This is a genomic window from Rhodococcus sp. APC 3903 (assembly GCF_030407755.1).
GTDB lineage: Bacteria > Actinomycetota > Actinomycetes > Mycobacteriales > Mycobacteriaceae > Rhodococcus_F > Rhodococcus_F erythropolis.
Genome location: NZ_JASDCV010000051.1, coordinates 1 through 17,365, shown reverse-complemented (window position 1 = coordinate 17,365; position 17,365 = coordinate 1). Strand labels below are relative to the sequence as shown.

At 61.7% G+C, this 17,365-nt stretch carries 16 protein-coding genes; 13 read left to right on the top strand and 3 right to left on the bottom strand.

The annotated features are described in order from the left end of the window. Window positions 1-2,381 precede the first annotated feature (2,381 nt). The 8 genes from QMA15_RS31910 to QMA15_RS31875 are packed head-to-tail and all read left to right on the top strand — an operon-like array spanning window position 2,382 to window position 10,440. On the top strand, window positions 2,382-3,368 hold the full coding sequence (locus QMA15_RS31910) for a fumarylacetoacetate hydrolase family protein (RefSeq protein WP_290288982.1): 987 nt from the start codon (window positions 2,382-2,384) through the stop codon (window positions 3,366-3,368). Then, complete coding sequence (locus tag QMA15_RS31905) at window positions 3,365-4,504, top strand: FAD-dependent monooxygenase (protein WP_290288981.1); 1,140 nt, start codon at window positions 3,365-3,367, stop codon at window positions 4,502-4,504. Before QMA15_RS31910 ends, QMA15_RS31905 begins: the two co-directional genes overlap by 4 nt. Continuing rightward, complete coding sequence (locus QMA15_RS31900) at window positions 4,501-5,520, top strand: amidohydrolase family protein (protein ID WP_290288979.1); 1,020 nt, start codon at window positions 4,501-4,503, stop codon at window positions 5,518-5,520. The genes QMA15_RS31905 and QMA15_RS31900 overlap by 4 nt, the downstream gene beginning before the upstream one ends. Then, window positions 5,517-6,455 (top strand): VOC family protein, encoded by a 939-nt coding sequence (locus QMA15_RS31895; RefSeq protein ID WP_290288978.1) that lies wholly within the window; start codon window positions 5,517-5,519, stop codon window positions 6,453-6,455. The genes QMA15_RS31900 and QMA15_RS31895 overlap by 4 nt, the downstream gene beginning before the upstream one ends. Window positions 6,456-6,481: 26 nt before the next feature. Continuing rightward, window positions 6,482-7,765 carry an MFS transporter gene (locus QMA15_RS31890; RefSeq protein ID WP_290288977.1) on the top strand — a complete coding sequence of 428 codons (1,284 nt, stop codon included), beginning with the start codon at window positions 6,482-6,484 and terminating at the stop codon, window positions 7,763-7,765. After that, a complete protein-coding gene (locus QMA15_RS31885; RefSeq protein WP_290288976.1) occupies window positions 7,762-8,736 on the top strand; it encodes a fumarylacetoacetate hydrolase family protein in 975 nt (324 codons plus the stop codon). Before QMA15_RS31890 ends, QMA15_RS31885 begins: the two co-directional genes overlap by 4 nt. Continuing rightward, window positions 8,729-9,451, top strand: a complete 723-nt coding sequence (locus tag QMA15_RS31880) for an SDR family NAD(P)-dependent oxidoreductase (RefSeq protein ID WP_290288975.1) — start codon at window positions 8,729-8,731, stop codon at window positions 9,449-9,451. The genes QMA15_RS31885 and QMA15_RS31880 overlap by 8 nt, the downstream gene beginning before the upstream one ends. Beyond that, entirely contained in the window at window positions 9,448-10,440 is a 993-nt protein-coding gene (locus tag QMA15_RS31875; protein ID WP_290288972.1) for a cyclase family protein, read from the top strand. The genes QMA15_RS31880 and QMA15_RS31875 overlap by 4 nt, the downstream gene beginning before the upstream one ends. A gap of 7 nt (window positions 10,441-10,447) precedes the next feature. On the opposite strand, the gene QMA15_RS31870 is transcribed toward QMA15_RS31875, so the two are convergent. Both QMA15_RS31870 and QMA15_RS31865 read right to left on the bottom strand, forming a co-directional pair. Next, a complete protein-coding gene (locus QMA15_RS31870; RefSeq protein WP_290288970.1) occupies window positions 10,448-11,389 on the bottom strand; it encodes a LysR family transcriptional regulator in 942 nt (313 codons plus the stop codon). 183 nt (window positions 11,390-11,572) lie between these two features. After that, window positions 11,573-11,785, bottom strand: coding sequence for a hypothetical protein (locus tag QMA15_RS31865; protein ID WP_290288969.1), 213 nt, complete (start codon window positions 11,783-11,785; stop codon window positions 11,573-11,575). A gap of 675 nt (window positions 11,786-12,460) precedes the next feature. Here QMA15_RS31865 and QMA15_RS31860 point away from each other — a divergent pair. From QMA15_RS31860 to QMA15_RS31850, 3 genes are all read left to right on the top strand, one after another. After that, window positions 12,461-13,225 carry an IclR family transcriptional regulator gene (locus tag QMA15_RS31860; protein WP_290288967.1) on the top strand — a complete coding sequence of 255 codons (765 nt, stop codon included), beginning with the start codon at window positions 12,461-12,463 and terminating at the stop codon, window positions 13,223-13,225. 95 nt (window positions 13,226-13,320) lie between these two features. Next, the gene (locus tag QMA15_RS31855) at window positions 13,321-14,316 is read left to right on the top strand and encodes a PDR/VanB family oxidoreductase (RefSeq protein WP_290288965.1); all 996 of its coding nucleotides are present in this window, start codon (window positions 13,321-13,323) and stop codon (window positions 14,314-14,316) included. 28 nt (window positions 14,317-14,344) lie between these two features. After that, the gene (locus QMA15_RS31850; protein ID WP_290288964.1) at window positions 14,345-15,556 is read left to right on the top strand and encodes a cytochrome P450; all 1,212 of its coding nucleotides are present in this window, start codon (window positions 14,345-14,347) and stop codon (window positions 15,554-15,556) included. Between the two features lie 258 nt (window positions 15,557-15,814). Here QMA15_RS31850 and QMA15_RS31845 read toward each other — a convergent pair whose 3' ends face one another. Continuing rightward, the gene (locus QMA15_RS31845; protein ID WP_290288962.1) at window positions 15,815-16,045 is read right to left on the bottom strand and encodes a hypothetical protein; all 231 of its coding nucleotides are present in this window, start codon (window positions 16,043-16,045) and stop codon (window positions 15,815-15,817) included. Between the two features lie 90 nt (window positions 16,046-16,135). Between QMA15_RS31845 and QMA15_RS31840 the strand changes: the two genes are divergently transcribed. Then, window positions 16,136-16,324, top strand: a complete 189-nt coding sequence (locus QMA15_RS31840) for a hypothetical protein (RefSeq protein ID WP_290288961.1) — start codon at window positions 16,136-16,138, stop codon at window positions 16,322-16,324. A gap of 161 nt (window positions 16,325-16,485) precedes the next feature. Next, window positions 16,486-16,800, top strand: a complete 315-nt coding sequence (locus QMA15_RS31835; RefSeq protein ID WP_290288960.1) for a hypothetical protein — start codon at window positions 16,486-16,488, stop codon at window positions 16,798-16,800. Window positions 16,801-17,365 lie beyond the last annotated feature (565 nt).

Below are 17,365 nucleotides of genomic sequence, written 5' to 3'. Positions count from 1 at the left end.
TTCGATCTCGGATTTCACCTGATCTCGAACCTTGTGAATGGATGATGTTGTGGCAATTCCACGGCCACGGTTTCCAATAGCCGCAAGCTCGACCCTGAAAGACCGATTGCTGTCGCCAAGAATCTCTTCAGACCAGACATGGACAGACTATCCACGAGTACAGCGTCGTGATCGCAAGCTTGGGCGCGGACGCCAACACTGGACCAACGAGTATCGAGAAAATAGTCCTGTGTCACCTCACTGTTCGAAAAGTGTCGACCCGCAGCCGAAAAATAACTCGTTCAGACGGGTCTTGAAAATATCTCGATAACCTTTTACCCTATAGCGATAAAGATCCATAACACCTCTCGACAACGAATTAACGCCTTGCTATGCCCCGGCCGAAAATATTTTCTCACATTTACCGATATGACATTAAGCTAGCATGACGCGCTATGAGTTCGATCGCCGCCATCGCCGTTTCCCGCAATCGGATCCGCACTCTCTCGCGTCCAGAAAAGGACGTCATTGTAAAAGCTGGAAGCCTTGTCTGGACGTTGAATTATCGTTCGTCGTCGGCACGCAGGTTGAGTGCAATTGATGGTCTCGGAGCTGGTTATGAAGCTCCCTCGAGCATGGTTCACAAGTTGTCATAGAGAACTAATCCGAGCGCCCCCGTGCGGGAGAAATTACGAGAACCATGACACCGCTAGTTCGGCGTTGGGTTCGCAAACGCCACAATAACATGAATCGACCCGGTACCCCCATAGGTTAATGCGCATCCACCCCTCCAAATCAATGCCCAACCGCCGATGGCAGATTCTCAACGGCTACTTGTGCGCAATGCTCTGGTTCACCTAATAATGACAGAACTCCCCACAATTGGCAATAGTTTCGTTAATGGCGGCGAAATCGGGATAACAGACTGTCGTGAAGCCCCTACTCATCAGTGAAATGGCAATTAAACTGCACCTATTGTGGGAAATATCCACTTCGTACCGTATGGGAGAGTCAGTGGTCTCCGGCCATTTTGATTGCAAGTTCAACCTCTTGTGAACCAAACGGTGCGTCCGAAATCAATTGCTAACAGGTGGTTACTGAAATCCGCGAAAACCCCGACGTATCCGATATCCTTCGACGCCTCCTCACGGCGCTCCTCCAGGGGCGGGCATCATACGAACAACTAAAGAAGAAATCGAATCCCACCGATTCCGAGCGAAATGGGTTGATATACCCGATAATCACATCTAAAAAATGATGTAGTAGAAGTTCCACTGTGCGAGAATTGGGGTTCCCTTGCACATTTTCCGGGCGCCATCGGAACCACGAAATATCACAATTTACATAAATAGCACATTCAGATCACATGCGACTTTATGGACAAATATTAACCGTTGATAAGCTGAAATTTAGATGGTAAATTTCGATATCGACAAGCATCCACGCTTGCCCCTGAATGAAAGGAGTTTTCTAATGAAACTCAATCTCGCAGCACTTACAAACCTTCTCCGAGTTCTCATGAATGGTTCGTAACCCCGGAGCGAAGACGTTCCATCGTAGATCGAATCAAATGAGACTTTGATTCGATCATGCAAAGATAAAGGGAGGGGGTTACCTCATTGGGCGATGATGGGCCGTATTCCATTGAAGTAACCCCCTTTCCTTGCCGCCTGTAATTTAGTAGCTGACATCGCTCATCCCTCGGCCCCCGCTTTGGCCGAAGTGTCGTGAAATCAGAGTCCACAAAGCCCCGTCGCATCCGTCACCTGCGAGGTCTTCCAGGGCTCGGACTTCAGACCCCTCAATTCACCCTGGCGTTAGAGGGCGTCCGGATACTCGTGAGATTCGCGCAAGTCGTCGAGTCATGAGGCCGATCATGGCGATGTGCACCATGGCTTCGTGGTGGTCGGGTCTAGTTTCGTAGTCGCGGACGCAGCATGTTGCTATGTTTCTTCACTGTGAAAACAGTTGGCCGCTGGGCCGCCGAAGGAACAATTGGATACATTGCGACTGCCGGCGGGCACCGCCGTTGCTGCCGCACCGAAATCCATGCTCTTCTTAGTGCACTCAGTTTCCCCAAAAACTGACTGAGTCCAAGCCCAGGTCCGCAAAGCACGCGGAGCGTGGCCCGGCGACCCGCATTGGGCGCCAGGGGTGGAACCAAGTTGCGTCTTGCAGTTGCTCCAAGAAGTCAGCGAGGTGGGTCACGTTCGCAGTCCAGCGTGAGCTGCCGCCATGAATCAGGGAAGTCGGGTCTGCTGACTGCCTCTATCAGTTGAACTGGTACTAGGTTCATAAACTAGAGTGATACCGACTATTCGTTGAATTTCTTTGACTGATACCGCTGTGGTGCGAGACAGTGGTTGGCATCACATTCGTGCCGACGGAAAGACAGAAACCCAGTGGATATCGCTTCAGTGCCCCTTCCCGACTTCGCGCTAGGAACCGTCTCGCTCGACGGCGGCACACGCGCCGTGTTGCTGTCCGACGGCAAGCTTCTCGTTCTCGATTCGGTTGTGGACCAGCTGGGTTCGGCTGCACCGATCAGTACCCGTGAGGTGCTCGACGCCTGGGATCGGCTTCTGCCGGTCCTGAAGTCGCTCGTCGCATCCGGTGAGGGCGAATGGGTTCCGTTGTCCGACGCGACGGTGCTGGCTCCGGTCGAGCCTCGGCAGATCGTGCAGGCAGGGGCGAACTATCGCACTCACGTCATCGACCTGGCAGTAAAGCACGCGGACATCGCTAATGGTCGAACCGAAGAACAGGTCCGTGCCGAGACCGCCGAGATGATGGACAAGCGTGCGGCAGAGGGTGACCCTTACTTCTTCGTCGGATTGCCATCGGCGGTGACGGGTCCATACGACACCGTCACGCTCCCGGCGGGTACGCACAAGAACGACTGGGAGCTCGAACTCGTCGCCGTCGTCGGAAAGCCTGCCTACCGGCTCTCGCGTGCCGAAGCATTGGATGCCGTCGCGGGCTACACCATCGCCAATGACCTCACCACTCGCGAACTCGTCTTCCGCAAGGACATGCCGGAGATCGGTACCGACTGGCTCCGAGCGAAGAACGCCCCCGGATTCCTTCCGCTCGGACCGTGGATCGTGCCCACAGAGGACGCCGGCGACGTCTCCGAGATGCGCCTGACCCTCGAGCTCGGCGATGAGACCATGCAGGACGAGTCCACCAAGGACATGCTGTTCGACGTCGCGGCGTTGGTCTCCGCCGTCTCGCAGACAGTGCAGCTGTACCCGGGCGATCTCGTCCTGACGGGCAGCCCGGCCGGTAACGGCATGCACTGGGGGCGGTTGCTGCGGGACGGCGACGTCATGATGTCGACCATCACCGGTCTCGGCTACCAGCGCACTCCCGTGGTGGGTGCGTCGTGACCTCGATTCTCGTGATCGGCGGCGGTATCGCAGGATCTGCGGCCGCCATCGCGCTCGCTGCGGGTGGGGCCTCGGTGGATCTCGTCGAAGCGACGCCCCGCGGGTGCGCCGCCGGGTCTGGAATCACGTTGCAAGGCAATGCCCTTCGCGTGCTTCGAGACCTGGGTGTTTTCGACGAGGTTCTCGCACACGGCTACAGTTTCGACACACTCGGCATCCGGGCACCCGACCTCCACGGCACCTTGTTGGTGGAAATGGCCGACGCCCGAACCGGGGGCCCGGATTTGCCGGCAGGCATGGGCATGGAGCGCCCGGTGCTGGCGGGCATCTTGCACGATGCCGCCGAACGCGCCGGAGCGAAGCTCCGATTCGGTGTCGCCGCAACCGGCATCACCCAGAACTGCGACGGGGCGACAATGACATTCTCGGACAACACGTCCCAGCGCTACGACCTCGTGGTCGGTGCGGACGGTGTCCGCTCGTGGACGCGGGAGGCACTCGGAATCGACCTGACGCCCCACCCGACCGGAATGGGAATATGGCGGCTCGTCGGGCCGCGGCCAGAGAGCATTACCCGCACCGATTTGATCTACGGCGGTGCGGGCTACATCGCCGGCTACTGCCCGACCGGCGAGAATTCGCTGTACGCCTACATCGTCGAGGACGCGCAGGACCGCAGTGCGCTCACCCCCGAGGAACGGCTTGCCGTGATGAAGGGCCTGGCGGAGAACTATCACGGGCCGTGGGACGACATCAAAGTGAACTTCGACGACCCGGCGGCGATCAACTACACCTGGTTCGAAACGCATGTCCTCGAAGGCGATTGGCACCGGGGGCGCGTAGTGCTGATCGGGGACGCTGCCCATTGCTGTCCTCCTACCGTCGCTCAGGGCGGCGCCCAGGGCCTGGAAGACGCGATCGTGCTCGCCGAAATGGTGCTCGGCAGTGAGGACCTCGACGGTTTACTGCGTGACGACAGCCTGCTCGACGCGTTTGCTGCGCGCCGACTCCCGCGCGCGCGGGCAGTCGTCGAGGCATCGGTGCAGATCGGTACGTGGATGCTCGAGCACGACGTCGACGCCGATGTCCCCGGACTCATGGGCCGTGTCGCTGACCTCGTCAGTGAGGCGCCGTGAGCGGACAGGTCGTGGACGTGCACGCGCACGCCATCGTGCCGGAGGTCGAAGCTGTGGTCGCCGGCCAGTCGGGGCTCGACGCCCATCGCGCGCTCGACGCGCGACGAAACGGCTCGGCGTCTATTGCGGTGTCCGGAAAGATGTTCGGCTCCCGTATTCCGCAACTGACGCAGATCGACCGTCGTCTGGCCGACATGGATGAGGCGGGTGTCGATGTGCAGGTCGTATCGCCGTCCCCCTCGCAGTACCACTACTGGGCCGATGTCGATCTGGCACGCGCGACCACCTCGAGTGCGAACCGCGGAATCGCTGCGCTGGTAGCGGAGGAGTCGTCGAGACTTGTCGGACTCGGTCTGGTTCCGCTGCAGCATCCCGAAGCAATGGTCGCCGCGCTGGACGATGCAGTACTCACGTGCGGTCTTGCGGGCGTGGAGATCTCGTCGTTCGCGCCCGGCATCGAGTTGTCCGACGAACGGCTCGAACCGTTCTGGGCACGCGCTGCCGAACTGAAGGCCGTGGTATTTCTGCACCCGTTCGGGTGCTCGCTCGACGAGCGTCTCGATCGATTCTACCTGTCCAACACGGTCGGGCAACCTGTGGAGAACGCTGTCGCGTTGTCTCACATCATCTTCTCTGGGGTCCTCGATAGACACCCGACCCTGAAGTTGGTTGCCGCGCACGGCGGGGGATACCTCCCCACGTACTTGGGTCGATCGGACCATGCTTGGGAAGTGCGTCCGGAGGCCCGGCGCTGCGCCGACCGACCGAGCAGTTACCTTCCACGCATCACGTTCGATTCACTCGTGCACGGACCCGCCGCACTTCGATCCTTGGTCGAAGCGGTCGGAGCGGAGTCGGTCGTTCTCGGCTCGGACTATCCGTTCGACATGGGCAACGACGGCCCCGTAGCAGAAGTCCGCGTCGCGGGTTTCACCGATGCTGTCACTCGATCCATACTCGTCGACAACTCGTTTCGGCTCGGTCTGTCGACAGCCACAACAGGAGCATCCGCATGACGGACTACGCATTCACACATCTGCGGCACGTCGACCTCGCCGTTCCCGACTACCGGCAGCAACTCGACTTCTACACCCACCAGTGGGGACTGACTAACGTCGGTACCGACGGTGACGTCACCTACCTCGCGGCGGAAGGTTCGCCCGAGCAGTACGTGGTACGTATTCGCAAGGACTCGGACAAGCGACTCGACCTGGTGTCCTACGGGATGTCCGACGCAGCTTCGGTCGACGGTCTCGCCGAGCGCCTCGCGGTGGGTGGAGTTCAATTGGTCGGAGAACCCGGCATGCTCGAGACGATGGGCGGCGGCTACGGCTTTCGATTCTTCGACGTCGACGGCCGGACCATCGAGGTCTCTGCGGACGTCGCTGTTCGCCGGCATCGCAAAGTGGAGGAGGGTGAATCCATCCCGGTGAAGCTCTCGCACGTGGTGCTGAACTCGCCGAATCCCGAAGCGACAGTTGCTTTCTACGACAAGTGGTTCGGTTTCAAGCTATCTGACACTCTCACGCACCCGCACATGGGCAAGATGATGTGGTTCCTGCGTACCAACGCCCAGCACCACAGCATGGCGGTCGCCAGGGGGCCGCACGTCTCACTCCACCATGCCTCCTTCGAACTCCGCGGGCTCGACGAGTACATGCGGGGAACCGGCCGGATACTGCGCGCCGGCGTCGAGAAGATCTGGGGTCCGGGACGTCACACCGCCGGAAACAACACATTCTCCTACTTCCTCGATCCCAACGGCAACACCATGGAGTACACCACCGAACTCGAGACGCTCGACGAGGACACCTGGCACCCGCACTTGCTCGATTTCACGCAGCCCGATGTGGCCGATCAGTGGGGCACAGCCAATGCGATGAACGAATTCGTCGCCGCCAGATCGTTCAACGACCCGGACAAGGGACTCTTCATTCCGCCTCCGGTGTGATCCGAAAAGAAAGAAAGGTAGGTCAGGTGGATACACACAACGCCCGCACCGAACTCGGCGCACCCGCACGCTCCGAGCTGCTGGCGAACTGGAGGGTCCTCGCGTTCGCGACGGTGGGCGCGGGACTGGGGTTCAGCGCCCTGGGATACACCCTGGGACCGTTGATCGTCCCCATGCAGAACGAATTCGGCTGGGGTAGAGGGCAAATCACCCTCGCGAGCCTGTGGAGCTCGCTCGGAATGGCCGTCGCGCTGCCCTTCGTCGGCCCGCTGCTGGACCGCTACGGCGTCAAGCGCGTCGCCGCGGTCTCGCTGCCGCTGTTCGCGATGACTGTCTTCGCGCTCAGCCGCTTCGGCGGCGGGCTCGCGCTCTTCCTCGTTCTGTACGGAATTACGGGCGTACTGGGCGTCGGAACCTCGGCCGTCACCTATGCCAAGGCCGTCGTCGAACGCTTCGATCGCCGCCGTGGTCTGGCGCTGGGCATCATGGCAACCGGCCTGGGCCTGGCGGGACTCGGGCTACCGCCCCTCATGGCGGCCGTCATCGCGTCGGGAGGTTGGCGGAACGCGTATCTGACGCTCGCACTGCTGGCACTCGTGCCGCTGATCCTTTTGGCGTTCACCAAGTTCGACTCGCCCTCGAAGGGCGCTGGCGTATCGACACTCGTCGACGCCGGCCCTGCCCCCAGCGTCAGGCAGTCACTGGCGACGCGTGAATTCTGGACTCTCGCCGTCTCGTTCTTCCTGCTCGGCTGGGCGCTGCTCAGCATGGTCCCACATTTCATCCCGATGCTCATCGACACCGGTGTCGACCCGGTCAGAGCCGCATTACTCGCCTCGTTCGTCGGCGTCGGAACCGTCGTCGGCCGCCCGATCCTCGGGTGGCTGATCGACCGGTATTACGCCACGCACGTAGCCATTCCGATGTTCGTCGCCGCCGCGCTCGGCTGCGTTCTGCTGCTCGTCGGAGGCGCATCCTTCGCACCTCTGACAGCTCTGCTCATCGGTATCGGTTTCGGCGCGGAGATCGACCTCATGTCCTACCTGAGCTCGAAGTACATTCACCCACTCAACTTCGGAGCGCTCTACAGCTACATCTACAGCGCGTTCATGATCGGCTCCGCCATCGGCCCTGTCGTTGCCGGTTACCTGTTCGACAGCACCGACTCCTACCGCACGGCGCTGGTCATTGCTGCGGCGTTCTTGTGCTCAGGATCGCTCACCCTCTCGTCTCTGCCCCGATACGACCGGGCAGCCCCGCGTACCGCCCCGTGCGAGACCGAAGCACTCCACATGGAAAGGTCCGTATGAAATTCGCAACGTGCATCCACGAGGGCCGGGAGAAGGCCGTCGTAGTGCAGGAGGGCGCGATCCATCCGTTCGAGATCACGATGCGTGAACTCGTCGACGGCGGTCTGGGCAAGGCACTCGAGCGGGGGGCCGCGGCGCTCCGGCAGCCCGGTTTCCCGCTCGACGACGTGGCGCTGTGTGCGCCGTTGCAACCGGCGACCATGCGTGATTTCGTCGCCTTCGAAGAACATGTCGAGGGTGTCCGCCGCAGCATCGACGGGCAGGACGGTGTGGTCGAGGCGTGGTACGAGGCACCCCGGTTCTACTTCACCAACCCGTACACGGTCAACGGTCCCGGCGCCGTCATCCATCCTCCCGCAGCTTGTCACGCGTTGGACTTCGAGTTGGAAGTTGCTGCTGTCGTGGGGAAGTCGGGGTCGAGCCTGTCCGTCGCCGAGGCCACGGACCATATCTTCGGGTACACGATTCTCAACGACTGGTCGGCGCGAGATATTCAGCGCCGGGAGATGCAGGTCAGTCTCGGCCCCGCGAAGGGTAAGGACTTCGCCAATACCCTCGGCCCGTGGATTGTCACCGCGGACGAATTCGACGATCACCGCGGCGGCGACGGCTTCTTCGACGTACTCTGCACAGTCGAGGTCAACGGTGATCGCGTGGGCCACGATTCGTTGGCGAACATGGGATGGACGTTCGAGTCTCTCGTCGCCTATGCCTCACGCGATTCGTGGGTGCACCCAGGCGATGTCCTGGGAAGCGGAACCGTCGGCAACGGGGGATGCCTCGCAGAGTTGTGGGGTCGGCGAGGCGAACAGACACCACCCCCTCTGCAAGCGGGTGACGTTGTCACCCTCACGGTTGAAGGAATCGGCTCGCTGAGCAACACGGTCGGTGAATCACGACCCTCTCCCCACGTGCCGCCCGCGAGACAGATCGACCATGTTTCGGCGAGGCCAGGAGGTGCGCGTGCCTGACCTGTCGGGAAAAACTGTTGTCGTTACCGGCTCGGAAGGCGGAATCGGCTCCGCGATCTGCCGATTCGTCCACGATCGCGGCGGCTTCGTCTTCGGAGCAGACAGTAATTTCGGGTTCGATGTCACGTCCGCACGGGACTGGCACCGTCTGCTCGAAACCATCGAGGGACCGGTCCACGGCCTCGTGAACTGCGCCGGTGTCACCTGGCGCGCGCGGGTCGACGACGTCGAGGCCGAGGATCTTGCCCGCGTTCACGCTGTCAATGTCGGTGGACCACTTCTCGGGATTCAAATCGCCGGGCCGCGAATCCCGACGGGCGGATCCATCGTCAACGTCGGGTCGCTGGCCGCGCTGACTGCTCACTATCCGCTCGCGTACACGGCGAGCAAGTGGTCATTGCGAGGGTTGACCAAAGCTGCGGCCCTGGAACTGGGGCCACGCGGCGTGCGCGTGAACATCGTGCACCCCGGATTCATCGACACCCCGATGACACGATCCGCGCCCACGGTATTCCGCGACGCATCGATCGCCGAGACCCCGATGGGCCGCGCCGGCACACCGGACGAGGTCGCCGGAGTCGTGGCGTTTCTGCTCGGTGACGACGCCTCTTATGTCTCCGGCGCTGAAATCCCCATCGACGGCGGCGCAAGTTCGCACGGCGGAGTGAAGTCGATATCGGACGCTTTGAGCGTCGACAGAAAGGAAACACAATGACCGTCTCCTCCGCTGCCGCAGGGGAACTCAATCGCTCCGACCCCGAAACCGAGATCGCCAAATCGGTTCGCCGTAACTCGAATTGGGGCAGGTGGGGTGACGACGATGTTCGAGGAACGATGAACTACCTCACCGACGAACTACGCGCTGGGGCAGGGGCGCTCATCCGGCGCGGTGTCTCGTTCTCGCTGGCTCAGAGCTTCGACATGGACGGACCGCAGAAGGGATGGCGGCGCCGCACCAACCCCGTGCACACCATGCTCGACACCGGAACGGACGCCGCCGCAGGTATCCAGGGATTCCCGCACGGTCTCGGCGGCGCCGACGACGTGGTCTCGATGCCGCTGCAGTGCTCTACGCAGTGGGACGGTCTCGGGCATATCTTCGACCACGGCAAGGCCTGGAACGGCCGATCGGCAGACAAAGTCGTCACGGCGCTGGGGGACGCCATCACCGGCATCGAGACGGTCGCCAACGGCATCGCAGGACGCGGAGTGCTCCTCGACATCGGCCGACAATTCGGTGAAAACGGTGAACTTCCCGACGGCTTCGCGATCACGACCGAACACATCCGAGAGACGATCGACAAACAAGGCCTCTCGTCCGAGGTCACACGCGGAGATCTGGTGCTGGTGCGCACCGGACAGCTGACCCGCGCGAGACGGGACGGATGGGGAGACTACGCGGGCGGCGCAGCGCCGGGTTTGTCCTTCACCACAGCCGACTGGCTGCACGACAGCGAGATCGCGGCCATCGCCACCGACACGTGGGGGTTCGAAGTGCGCCCCAACGAATTCGACGTCGCCTTCCAGCCTCTCCATCAGGTTGCGATTCCCAATATCGGATTGTTCCTCGGGGAGATGTGGGACCTCGATGCGCTCGCTGCCGACTGCGCCTCGGACCACGTCTACGAGTTCTTTCTCACGGCGTCACCGATCCCAGTGACCGGCGCAGTCGGGGCACCGGTAAACCCGATTGCCGTGAAGTAAGTTTCCGCTACCGTTCCGTTCGGGGTTCGTCTGTAGCCAATTGTGCTGCACGGCTGACAATGTCGCGCAAGAAGATGTGCTCCGGGTCGCGTTCGTAGACGGGATGCCACCACATCGCTTCGACGAGCTCCCCGACATCGACGGGGCACTGCAAGGTCCGTAGCCCGGAATTGAGGGGGAGTAGGTGCACCAATCGTTCCTGAAGCAGTGCGATGCGAGTACTACCCACGACAAGATTGGGGACCGTCAAGAAGTTTTCGGTGATCACTTGCACGCGAGGCTCGATTCCGAGCATGCGCAGCTGACGGTCGGCCGGAGTCGCTGCCGTTTGCCCGTGAAAGACCACCACCCACGGCGAGGTTCTCAAGTCGTCGACAGTCAGCACTTCTCCGATGGTGTCGTTGTCGGTCGAGACGACCACGACCCATCGGTCTCGATACAGATCGGCGTGCGGAAGGTCGGTGACAAATCCGTGGGGGACCAGCATCAAATCCGCTCCTACCAGAGTCTGTTCGGCTCGGGCGACCAAATCCGGGCTGGTAGGGCGAAAGCGCAGTCGCGCCTGCGGTGCGACCTCCGCTAAAAGTCCCGCGATGGTGTCCCCGAGGACCGTGATGCCGTAATCGCTTATCAGGATTGCGAACTCGCGCGTCGCTTCGTCGGGAGAAAATTCAGGCTGCGCGGAAAAGGCGCGTTCGACACCGTCGAGGGCAAGACGGGTGCGTTTGCGGAGTTCAGCTGCCAGTGGGGTGAGATGGGATTGGTTTCCTGCTCGGTAGAGCAGTTCGTCGTTGTAGTGACGTCGGAGGCGAGCGAGAGACGCCGACAGTGCAGGCTGGCTCAGACCCAACTGCTGGGCGGCCTTGGTGACGCTTCTGTGTTGCAGAAGTGCGTCGAGCGAGACCAACAAGTTGAGGTCGAGGTTAGCGACGTTCGTGACCTTCCGCACCGTCAGAGCATACAGATCGATCTAGTTTGGCCGAGCTCGACGAGCTGGCACCGAGAAGAAGCGTCGTGAGGGTCGACCGGGGCGGCCCCACTCGGACGAGCACTTCTCCGGGCGCCAGTTCGGATGCCTCGACCCCGGCGAGTTCTGGAGCGCTGCCGAGCTTCGGCAAAACGAGGGCGCGAATCACAAGGGCCCCGTCGCAAGGCGGCCAAGGGCACAGTGAAGGATCTTGACCAGTTCGGCCGCGGCGTCGGCGATGGGTGAGGCTGATCCCCGCTCCAGCAGTGCCAACGACGTGTCGGCGACAAACTCGGCGCGGCCCCGCTGTCGCGGATACAGGGCATCGAGTACATCCAGCAGATCATTGTGCTCGTCCAGGAAATGAGCGAGGGCCACCGCTGCCTTCGACGGTCATTGCTGCGCACTGGCCAGCTGTGGCTGGGTGGCGTGCGATGTGTTGTCTGCGATGGCAATTCGTCCCGAGGTCAGAGTTCACGGATGGTGAGTGATTCCATTGGCGTGTGGCTGATTCAGTGGTTCTCGGTGATGCTGTCGCGCGTCTGGTCATGAGCGCGCCACCGGCAGAGTTTATGGCTTCGATCGGCCTGCTCTTCGAGGTCATGAGGTCGGTACGGCGATGAATTGTCCGAGGCCGGGTACGGCTCGCAGTCGTTGCTGGCACGCAGCACCGGGCGATAAGTCTGCCCTGCCAGTTCATCCGCTTGAAGTTCGTGGCGGGGGTGGGGAAGTGCGAGCGACTGTAGCGGGTCTTTATGCACTCACATTCGGTGGTCAGCTCGGCGACCGTGCGCATCATCGGAGTTGGCTGGGCAATTAACGGTCTGATCGGGGAGCAATGCCCTCACGGGTAGTGGCAGAGCGTCTGTTTGACGTTGGTTGGACCGCGGCCCAGTTGTTCGCGGCGGTTGAGGTTGTGTTTTGCTCCGCATCGTTCGTAGCGTGTCGCGTAGGGCTAGCCGAACTTGACGACAAGCTCGGTTTGACGTGAGCTTCGCGCGAAGCGGGTGAGTGAGCGTGGGCGGGTTCCGGTGCGTGGAGGAGGTAAGGCCGGTGTCGAGAGTGCACACGGGGGAATCCGTTCTCTCTCGCGGCGTGCGGATCATCGAGTCCTTCGGTGTCGGTGATGCCAGTCTGACTGTCTCCGCCATCGCGCGTCGTTCCGGTCTCCATGTCGCGACCGCTTCGCGCTTGATTGGCGAGCTCGTGGGTTTCGGATGGTTGGAGCGGGATGGTCGACGCGTGCGCATCGGTGTCAGGCTATGGGAGGTCGCCTCCCGTGCGTCGTCGACTGTCGAGCTGCGCGAGGCCGCGATGCCGTTCATGGAGGACGTGCACGCGGTCATCGGTCATCACACCCAGCTCGCTGTCCTCGATGATGACGAGGTGTTGTTCGTCGAGCGTTTAACGGCGCCGGGCGCGGCGGTGAACTACACCCGAATAGCGGGTCGCTTGCCACTGCATGCCTCGTCCTCCGGGCTGGTTCTGTTGGCGCACAGTGCTGTGGAGGTTCAAGAACGTATCCTGCGGAACGAGCTGCATGTCTACACCGACAAGACCATTCGAACCTCTCGTCAATTGCGGACAGCGCTGGCGGAGGTTCGTCGGCAGGATTTCGCATTCTGCGCCGGCCACATCTACCCAGAGACCACGGGTATCGCCGTTCCCATCAGAGACCCGAACGCTCTCGTCGTTGCGGCGTTGGCGCTCGTGGTCCCCAACGACGACCAGGCACGTACCTGGATACCCGCCTTGCAGGCAGCAGCCCGGGGCATCACGCGTGTGATGGCCACAATCTCACCTCCTGGAAGTGAGTAGGGACACAAGTAATCTCTCAATGATTGAGAGCTCCGTAGCTCTGATGGTGCCGAAGCGGCAATCCTCGAATCACCAGGAATCGAGGAGGTGCCGTCATGGCATATAGCACGCCGATCCCCGGTGCGCGCACCGCCAGAACCAGCACGGCAGCGGACTCTGCATTGAGGCTGACAGCGAAAACGCACGCGTCGGACGGGGTAGTCACCCTGACGCTCGAACACCCGGACGGTAAGCGTCTGCCTGATTGGGCGCCCGGCGCCCACATCGACCTGATGCTCCCCTCCGGCGTCACTCGGCAGTTTTCGTTGTGTGGGGACCGTTGGGATCCCTTCAGCTACCGGGTCGGTGTTCTTCGGGAAGCAGCGGGACGCGGTGGCTCTGTTTTCGTCCACGATGTCTTGGACGTAGGTGATCTGGTGGGCGTCGGTGGGCCGCGAAACAACTTTCCCATGGTGCCGTCTCCGAAGTACCTCTTCATCGCGGGCGGCATTGGAATCACACCTCTGATCCCGATGATCGCTCAGGCGGAGAAGATGCACGCCGAGTGGAAGCTGTTGTACGGAGGGCGGACCCGCGCGTCGATGGCCTTCGTCGACGAGCTCGACGTTTACGGTGACCGGGTGGTGCTCGCCCCCCTCGACGAAGTGGGCATGCTCGATCTGCCCGCATACCTGCAGGTCGCCGGTGAGGAAGAGACGAAGGTCTACGTATGCGGCCCGGGCGGTCTCCTGGCTGCGGTGGAGCGCTACGGCACTTCGTGGCCTGTCGGAAAACTACGATCGGAACGTTTCGTCCCGAAGGAGCAAGCAGGTCCCGCGCGGATCGATCCCTTCGACGTCGAGCTTGCCCGTAGCCAGGTCACGGTGACTGTTCCGCCGCACGGCACCGTCCTCGATGCGGTGCGAGAGGTGGGCGTCAATGTTCTCTCGTCCTGCCTCCAAGGGACGTGCGGGACCTGTGAAACGACTGTGCTCTCGGGCGAACCGGACCACCGCGACTCCATCCTCGATGACGACGAGCGCGCCGCGGCCGACTGCATGTTCATCTGCGTTTCCAGATCGTGCTCCGATCGCCTCGTCCTCGACCTCTGACGCACACATGCCACCCGAAGGACTTGTGATGACTCCGTTCGCTTCCACCCGACACCTGCCGGTCAGCTGGACCGATCCGTTCGATCTCGGCATTCTCGATGACCCGCATTCGTTCCACGCCGAGCTACGCGATGCGGGGCCGGCGGTATATCTCGAGCGTCACGATGTGTTCGGTCTGGCACGCTACGAGCACGTTCACGCTGCGTTGACCGACTGGCAGGGGTTCCAATCCGCCGCGGGCGTCGGTCTGAGCAACTTTCGGTACGAAAAGCCTTGGCGACCGGCGAGTCTGCTTCTCGAGACGGACCCGCCGCATCACGATGCGCCCCGCGCCGTGTTGAGCAAGGTCCTCGGACCGCGGGCATTGGCGACACTGCGTGATTCCTGGTTCAGTGACGCCCGGTGCCTCGTCGATCAGGTTCTCGACTCCGGAACCGAGTTCGATGCCGTCACCGATCTCGCGGCGACGTTTCCTCTGCGCGTGTTTCCCGATGCCGTGGGAATTTCGAAAGCAGGGAGGGAGAATCTACTGCCGTACGGCGACCATCTCTTCAACGCCTTCGGGCCGTCGAACTCGCTGGTGGCGAAGGGGACGCCCAGCGTTGAAGAACTCTCCACGTGGGTCAATGCGCAGTGCTCACGAGAAGCATTGTCCACTGATGGCTTTGGAGCGCAGATATGGACGGCGGCGGACCGCGGCGACATCACCGCCGAGCAGGCCCCGTTGGTCGTGCGTTCGCTGCTCTCGGCCGGCGTGGACACCACGGTAAACGGTCTGGCGGCGGTTATGTTCGCCTTTGCCACCAACCCGGGCCAATGGGCGCGGCTGTGGACCAATCCGGCCGCGTTTGCGCGGTCCGCGTTCGACGAGGCCGTGCGCTGGGAATCGCCTGTGCAAACGTTCTTCAGAACCGCCACCCGCGACATCGAAGTCGGTGGAGTCGTCATCCCCGACGGCCACAAAATCCTCATGTTCCTCGGTTCCGCCAACCGAGATCCGCGACGGTGGGAGCGCCCGGATGCTTTCGACATCACCCGTGACCCGTCGGGCCACGTCGGGTACGGCATGGGTATCCATCAGTGCGTCGGTCAGCATGTCGCTCGCCTCGAAGCCGAAGCACTCCTGACGGCCCTGGCCGAGCGGGTGGCGACCATCCAGCTCATTGAGCAACCGACACGTCACCTCAACAACACCCTCAGATCATGGAAATCGATGCCCCTACGCGTGACGCTGGCCTGAACGCCGTAGTGTACGTACTATCGCCCACGATCATCACCCACCGGAGAGCTTTCCGCGCCGAATGCGATGATGCCGGAAGGCGTTGCGGCAGTATGGATATCGAACCGTTAGCGCGGCCCGCGTTTATATCGACATTGCAATTGGATGCCTGCCCGGGCGAGTGGGAGGGCGAAGTATCGAACTCGACCACGATGGCGCTGGGGTTGATGCCCGTGTTGTGGGGTGATGCGGTTGGGCCCCGATCAACCCGGGTGGACGTCAGCGGCGTCCGCGCGCACCTTCCCGGACCTGCTGAATCGACGAGCGTAGCCAGATGTTGCCGGGGTCGGCCGAGTGCAGGGGATGCCAGTACATGACCTCCACTACAGGTACTTCGAGCCCGGGAACGAACTCGACCACCGTCACCGACTGACCGGTGGCCGATCGGGATGCCAGGAGTCTCGGGACGAGAGCGGTCAGATCGGTGCCCTCGACCAGAAATGGCAGCACCTGCCTCCCCGACACGCGGGCGATCACGATGGGGCTCAGCCCGGGTGTCGGTGAGGAACTGCATTAACAACACGACAACAGATTCGGCGCGTGATCGCGGGGCTCGTTTCGGTGAATGAGCGGTTAGAGCGTCCCAGCAACGACATCGCGGCCGATACCGGGGTCCCGCCGTGGCTGGAGCGCGAGGAACACGACGACGAAACTGTCACTCATTTGAATGCACGCAAAGTTTTGAAGGTGATTTCTCCACTCGGCAACGCCCCGCACGGGCTCGACTGACTCGGTCGCCGCGCCTGTTTGGCCGGTGCCTCGCCGGTACGGATGCTAGTCGGGGGGTGTTGTGGCCGATGGTACTGCCGGAATGCCGGTGATCCGCGAGTGCCGTTTTCAGAGAAGGGTTTCGGGTCATGCGGGGGAGTTGTCCGGTTTCGAGGAAGGTGATGCGTCGTCCGATGTCGACGGTGTGGTCGCAGAACCGTTCCAGCGCAGACGATCTTTACCGCGTATCCGGCGGGGAGTTGCGGAGCGGTTGGAGCGCTACGCAGAGATTGGTAGCGCAGACGCGGATTCGCGTGATGGCTGCTTCTGTCGTTGAAATTGGTACAGAACAATTTGGATACGAGATGGTCACTGTTCCAACTGTCTTCGGGTCTGGCTTTGACAAAGCTGCCGTCTTCTCTGTGCGCACGGAGCAATTTGCAGTGTTCGAGTTTTTTCGCGGTTTCGAGGAAAGTGATCCGGGCCAAGGGTTGTAGGAGCAGCCAGGGCGCTATCTGCCACCCGAACAGTGCAGCGCAGAGCTACCGTACCGGCAGGATGTTATTCGCCTGGAGCAAAACCGATTTTCCTTGACGGCGTAGGTGTGCAGTCTCGATCCCCCGCGCTGACTTCAGTCCAGCGATAACGCGGCGAGGAAGAAAGACCCAGAAGTCTTCTCCGAAGCGGGCACTTGCCGGGTGAGGTGATCATGCCGTGCGGCCACGATTCCGAATTCTGTCGAATTTTTTCGAATTCAATTGTCGAGCAGAAGTTCTCGCGTTCCGGAGTCGTCAGGGACCGGTTATTCGGGCCGGCCCGTGGCGGTAGGGCAGTGCCGTTCTGATGGTTGGTCGCGGCGGCGTGTTTTTCTGCGGGCGACGGTGGTGAGTAGGTAATTTTAGGCCACTGTCTAGTCGGCATGGGTGGTGCCGTCGGGGTGCCGCGTGTGCATCTGGCGTGGAGGTTTGCGGCGATGTAGGGCGGTTCGGTGGGGTCGTTGTCGCGGCGGGGGTGGCTCATCGGATCGCTGCTCTTGGGCGGTAATCACCCGGCGTCTGGGCT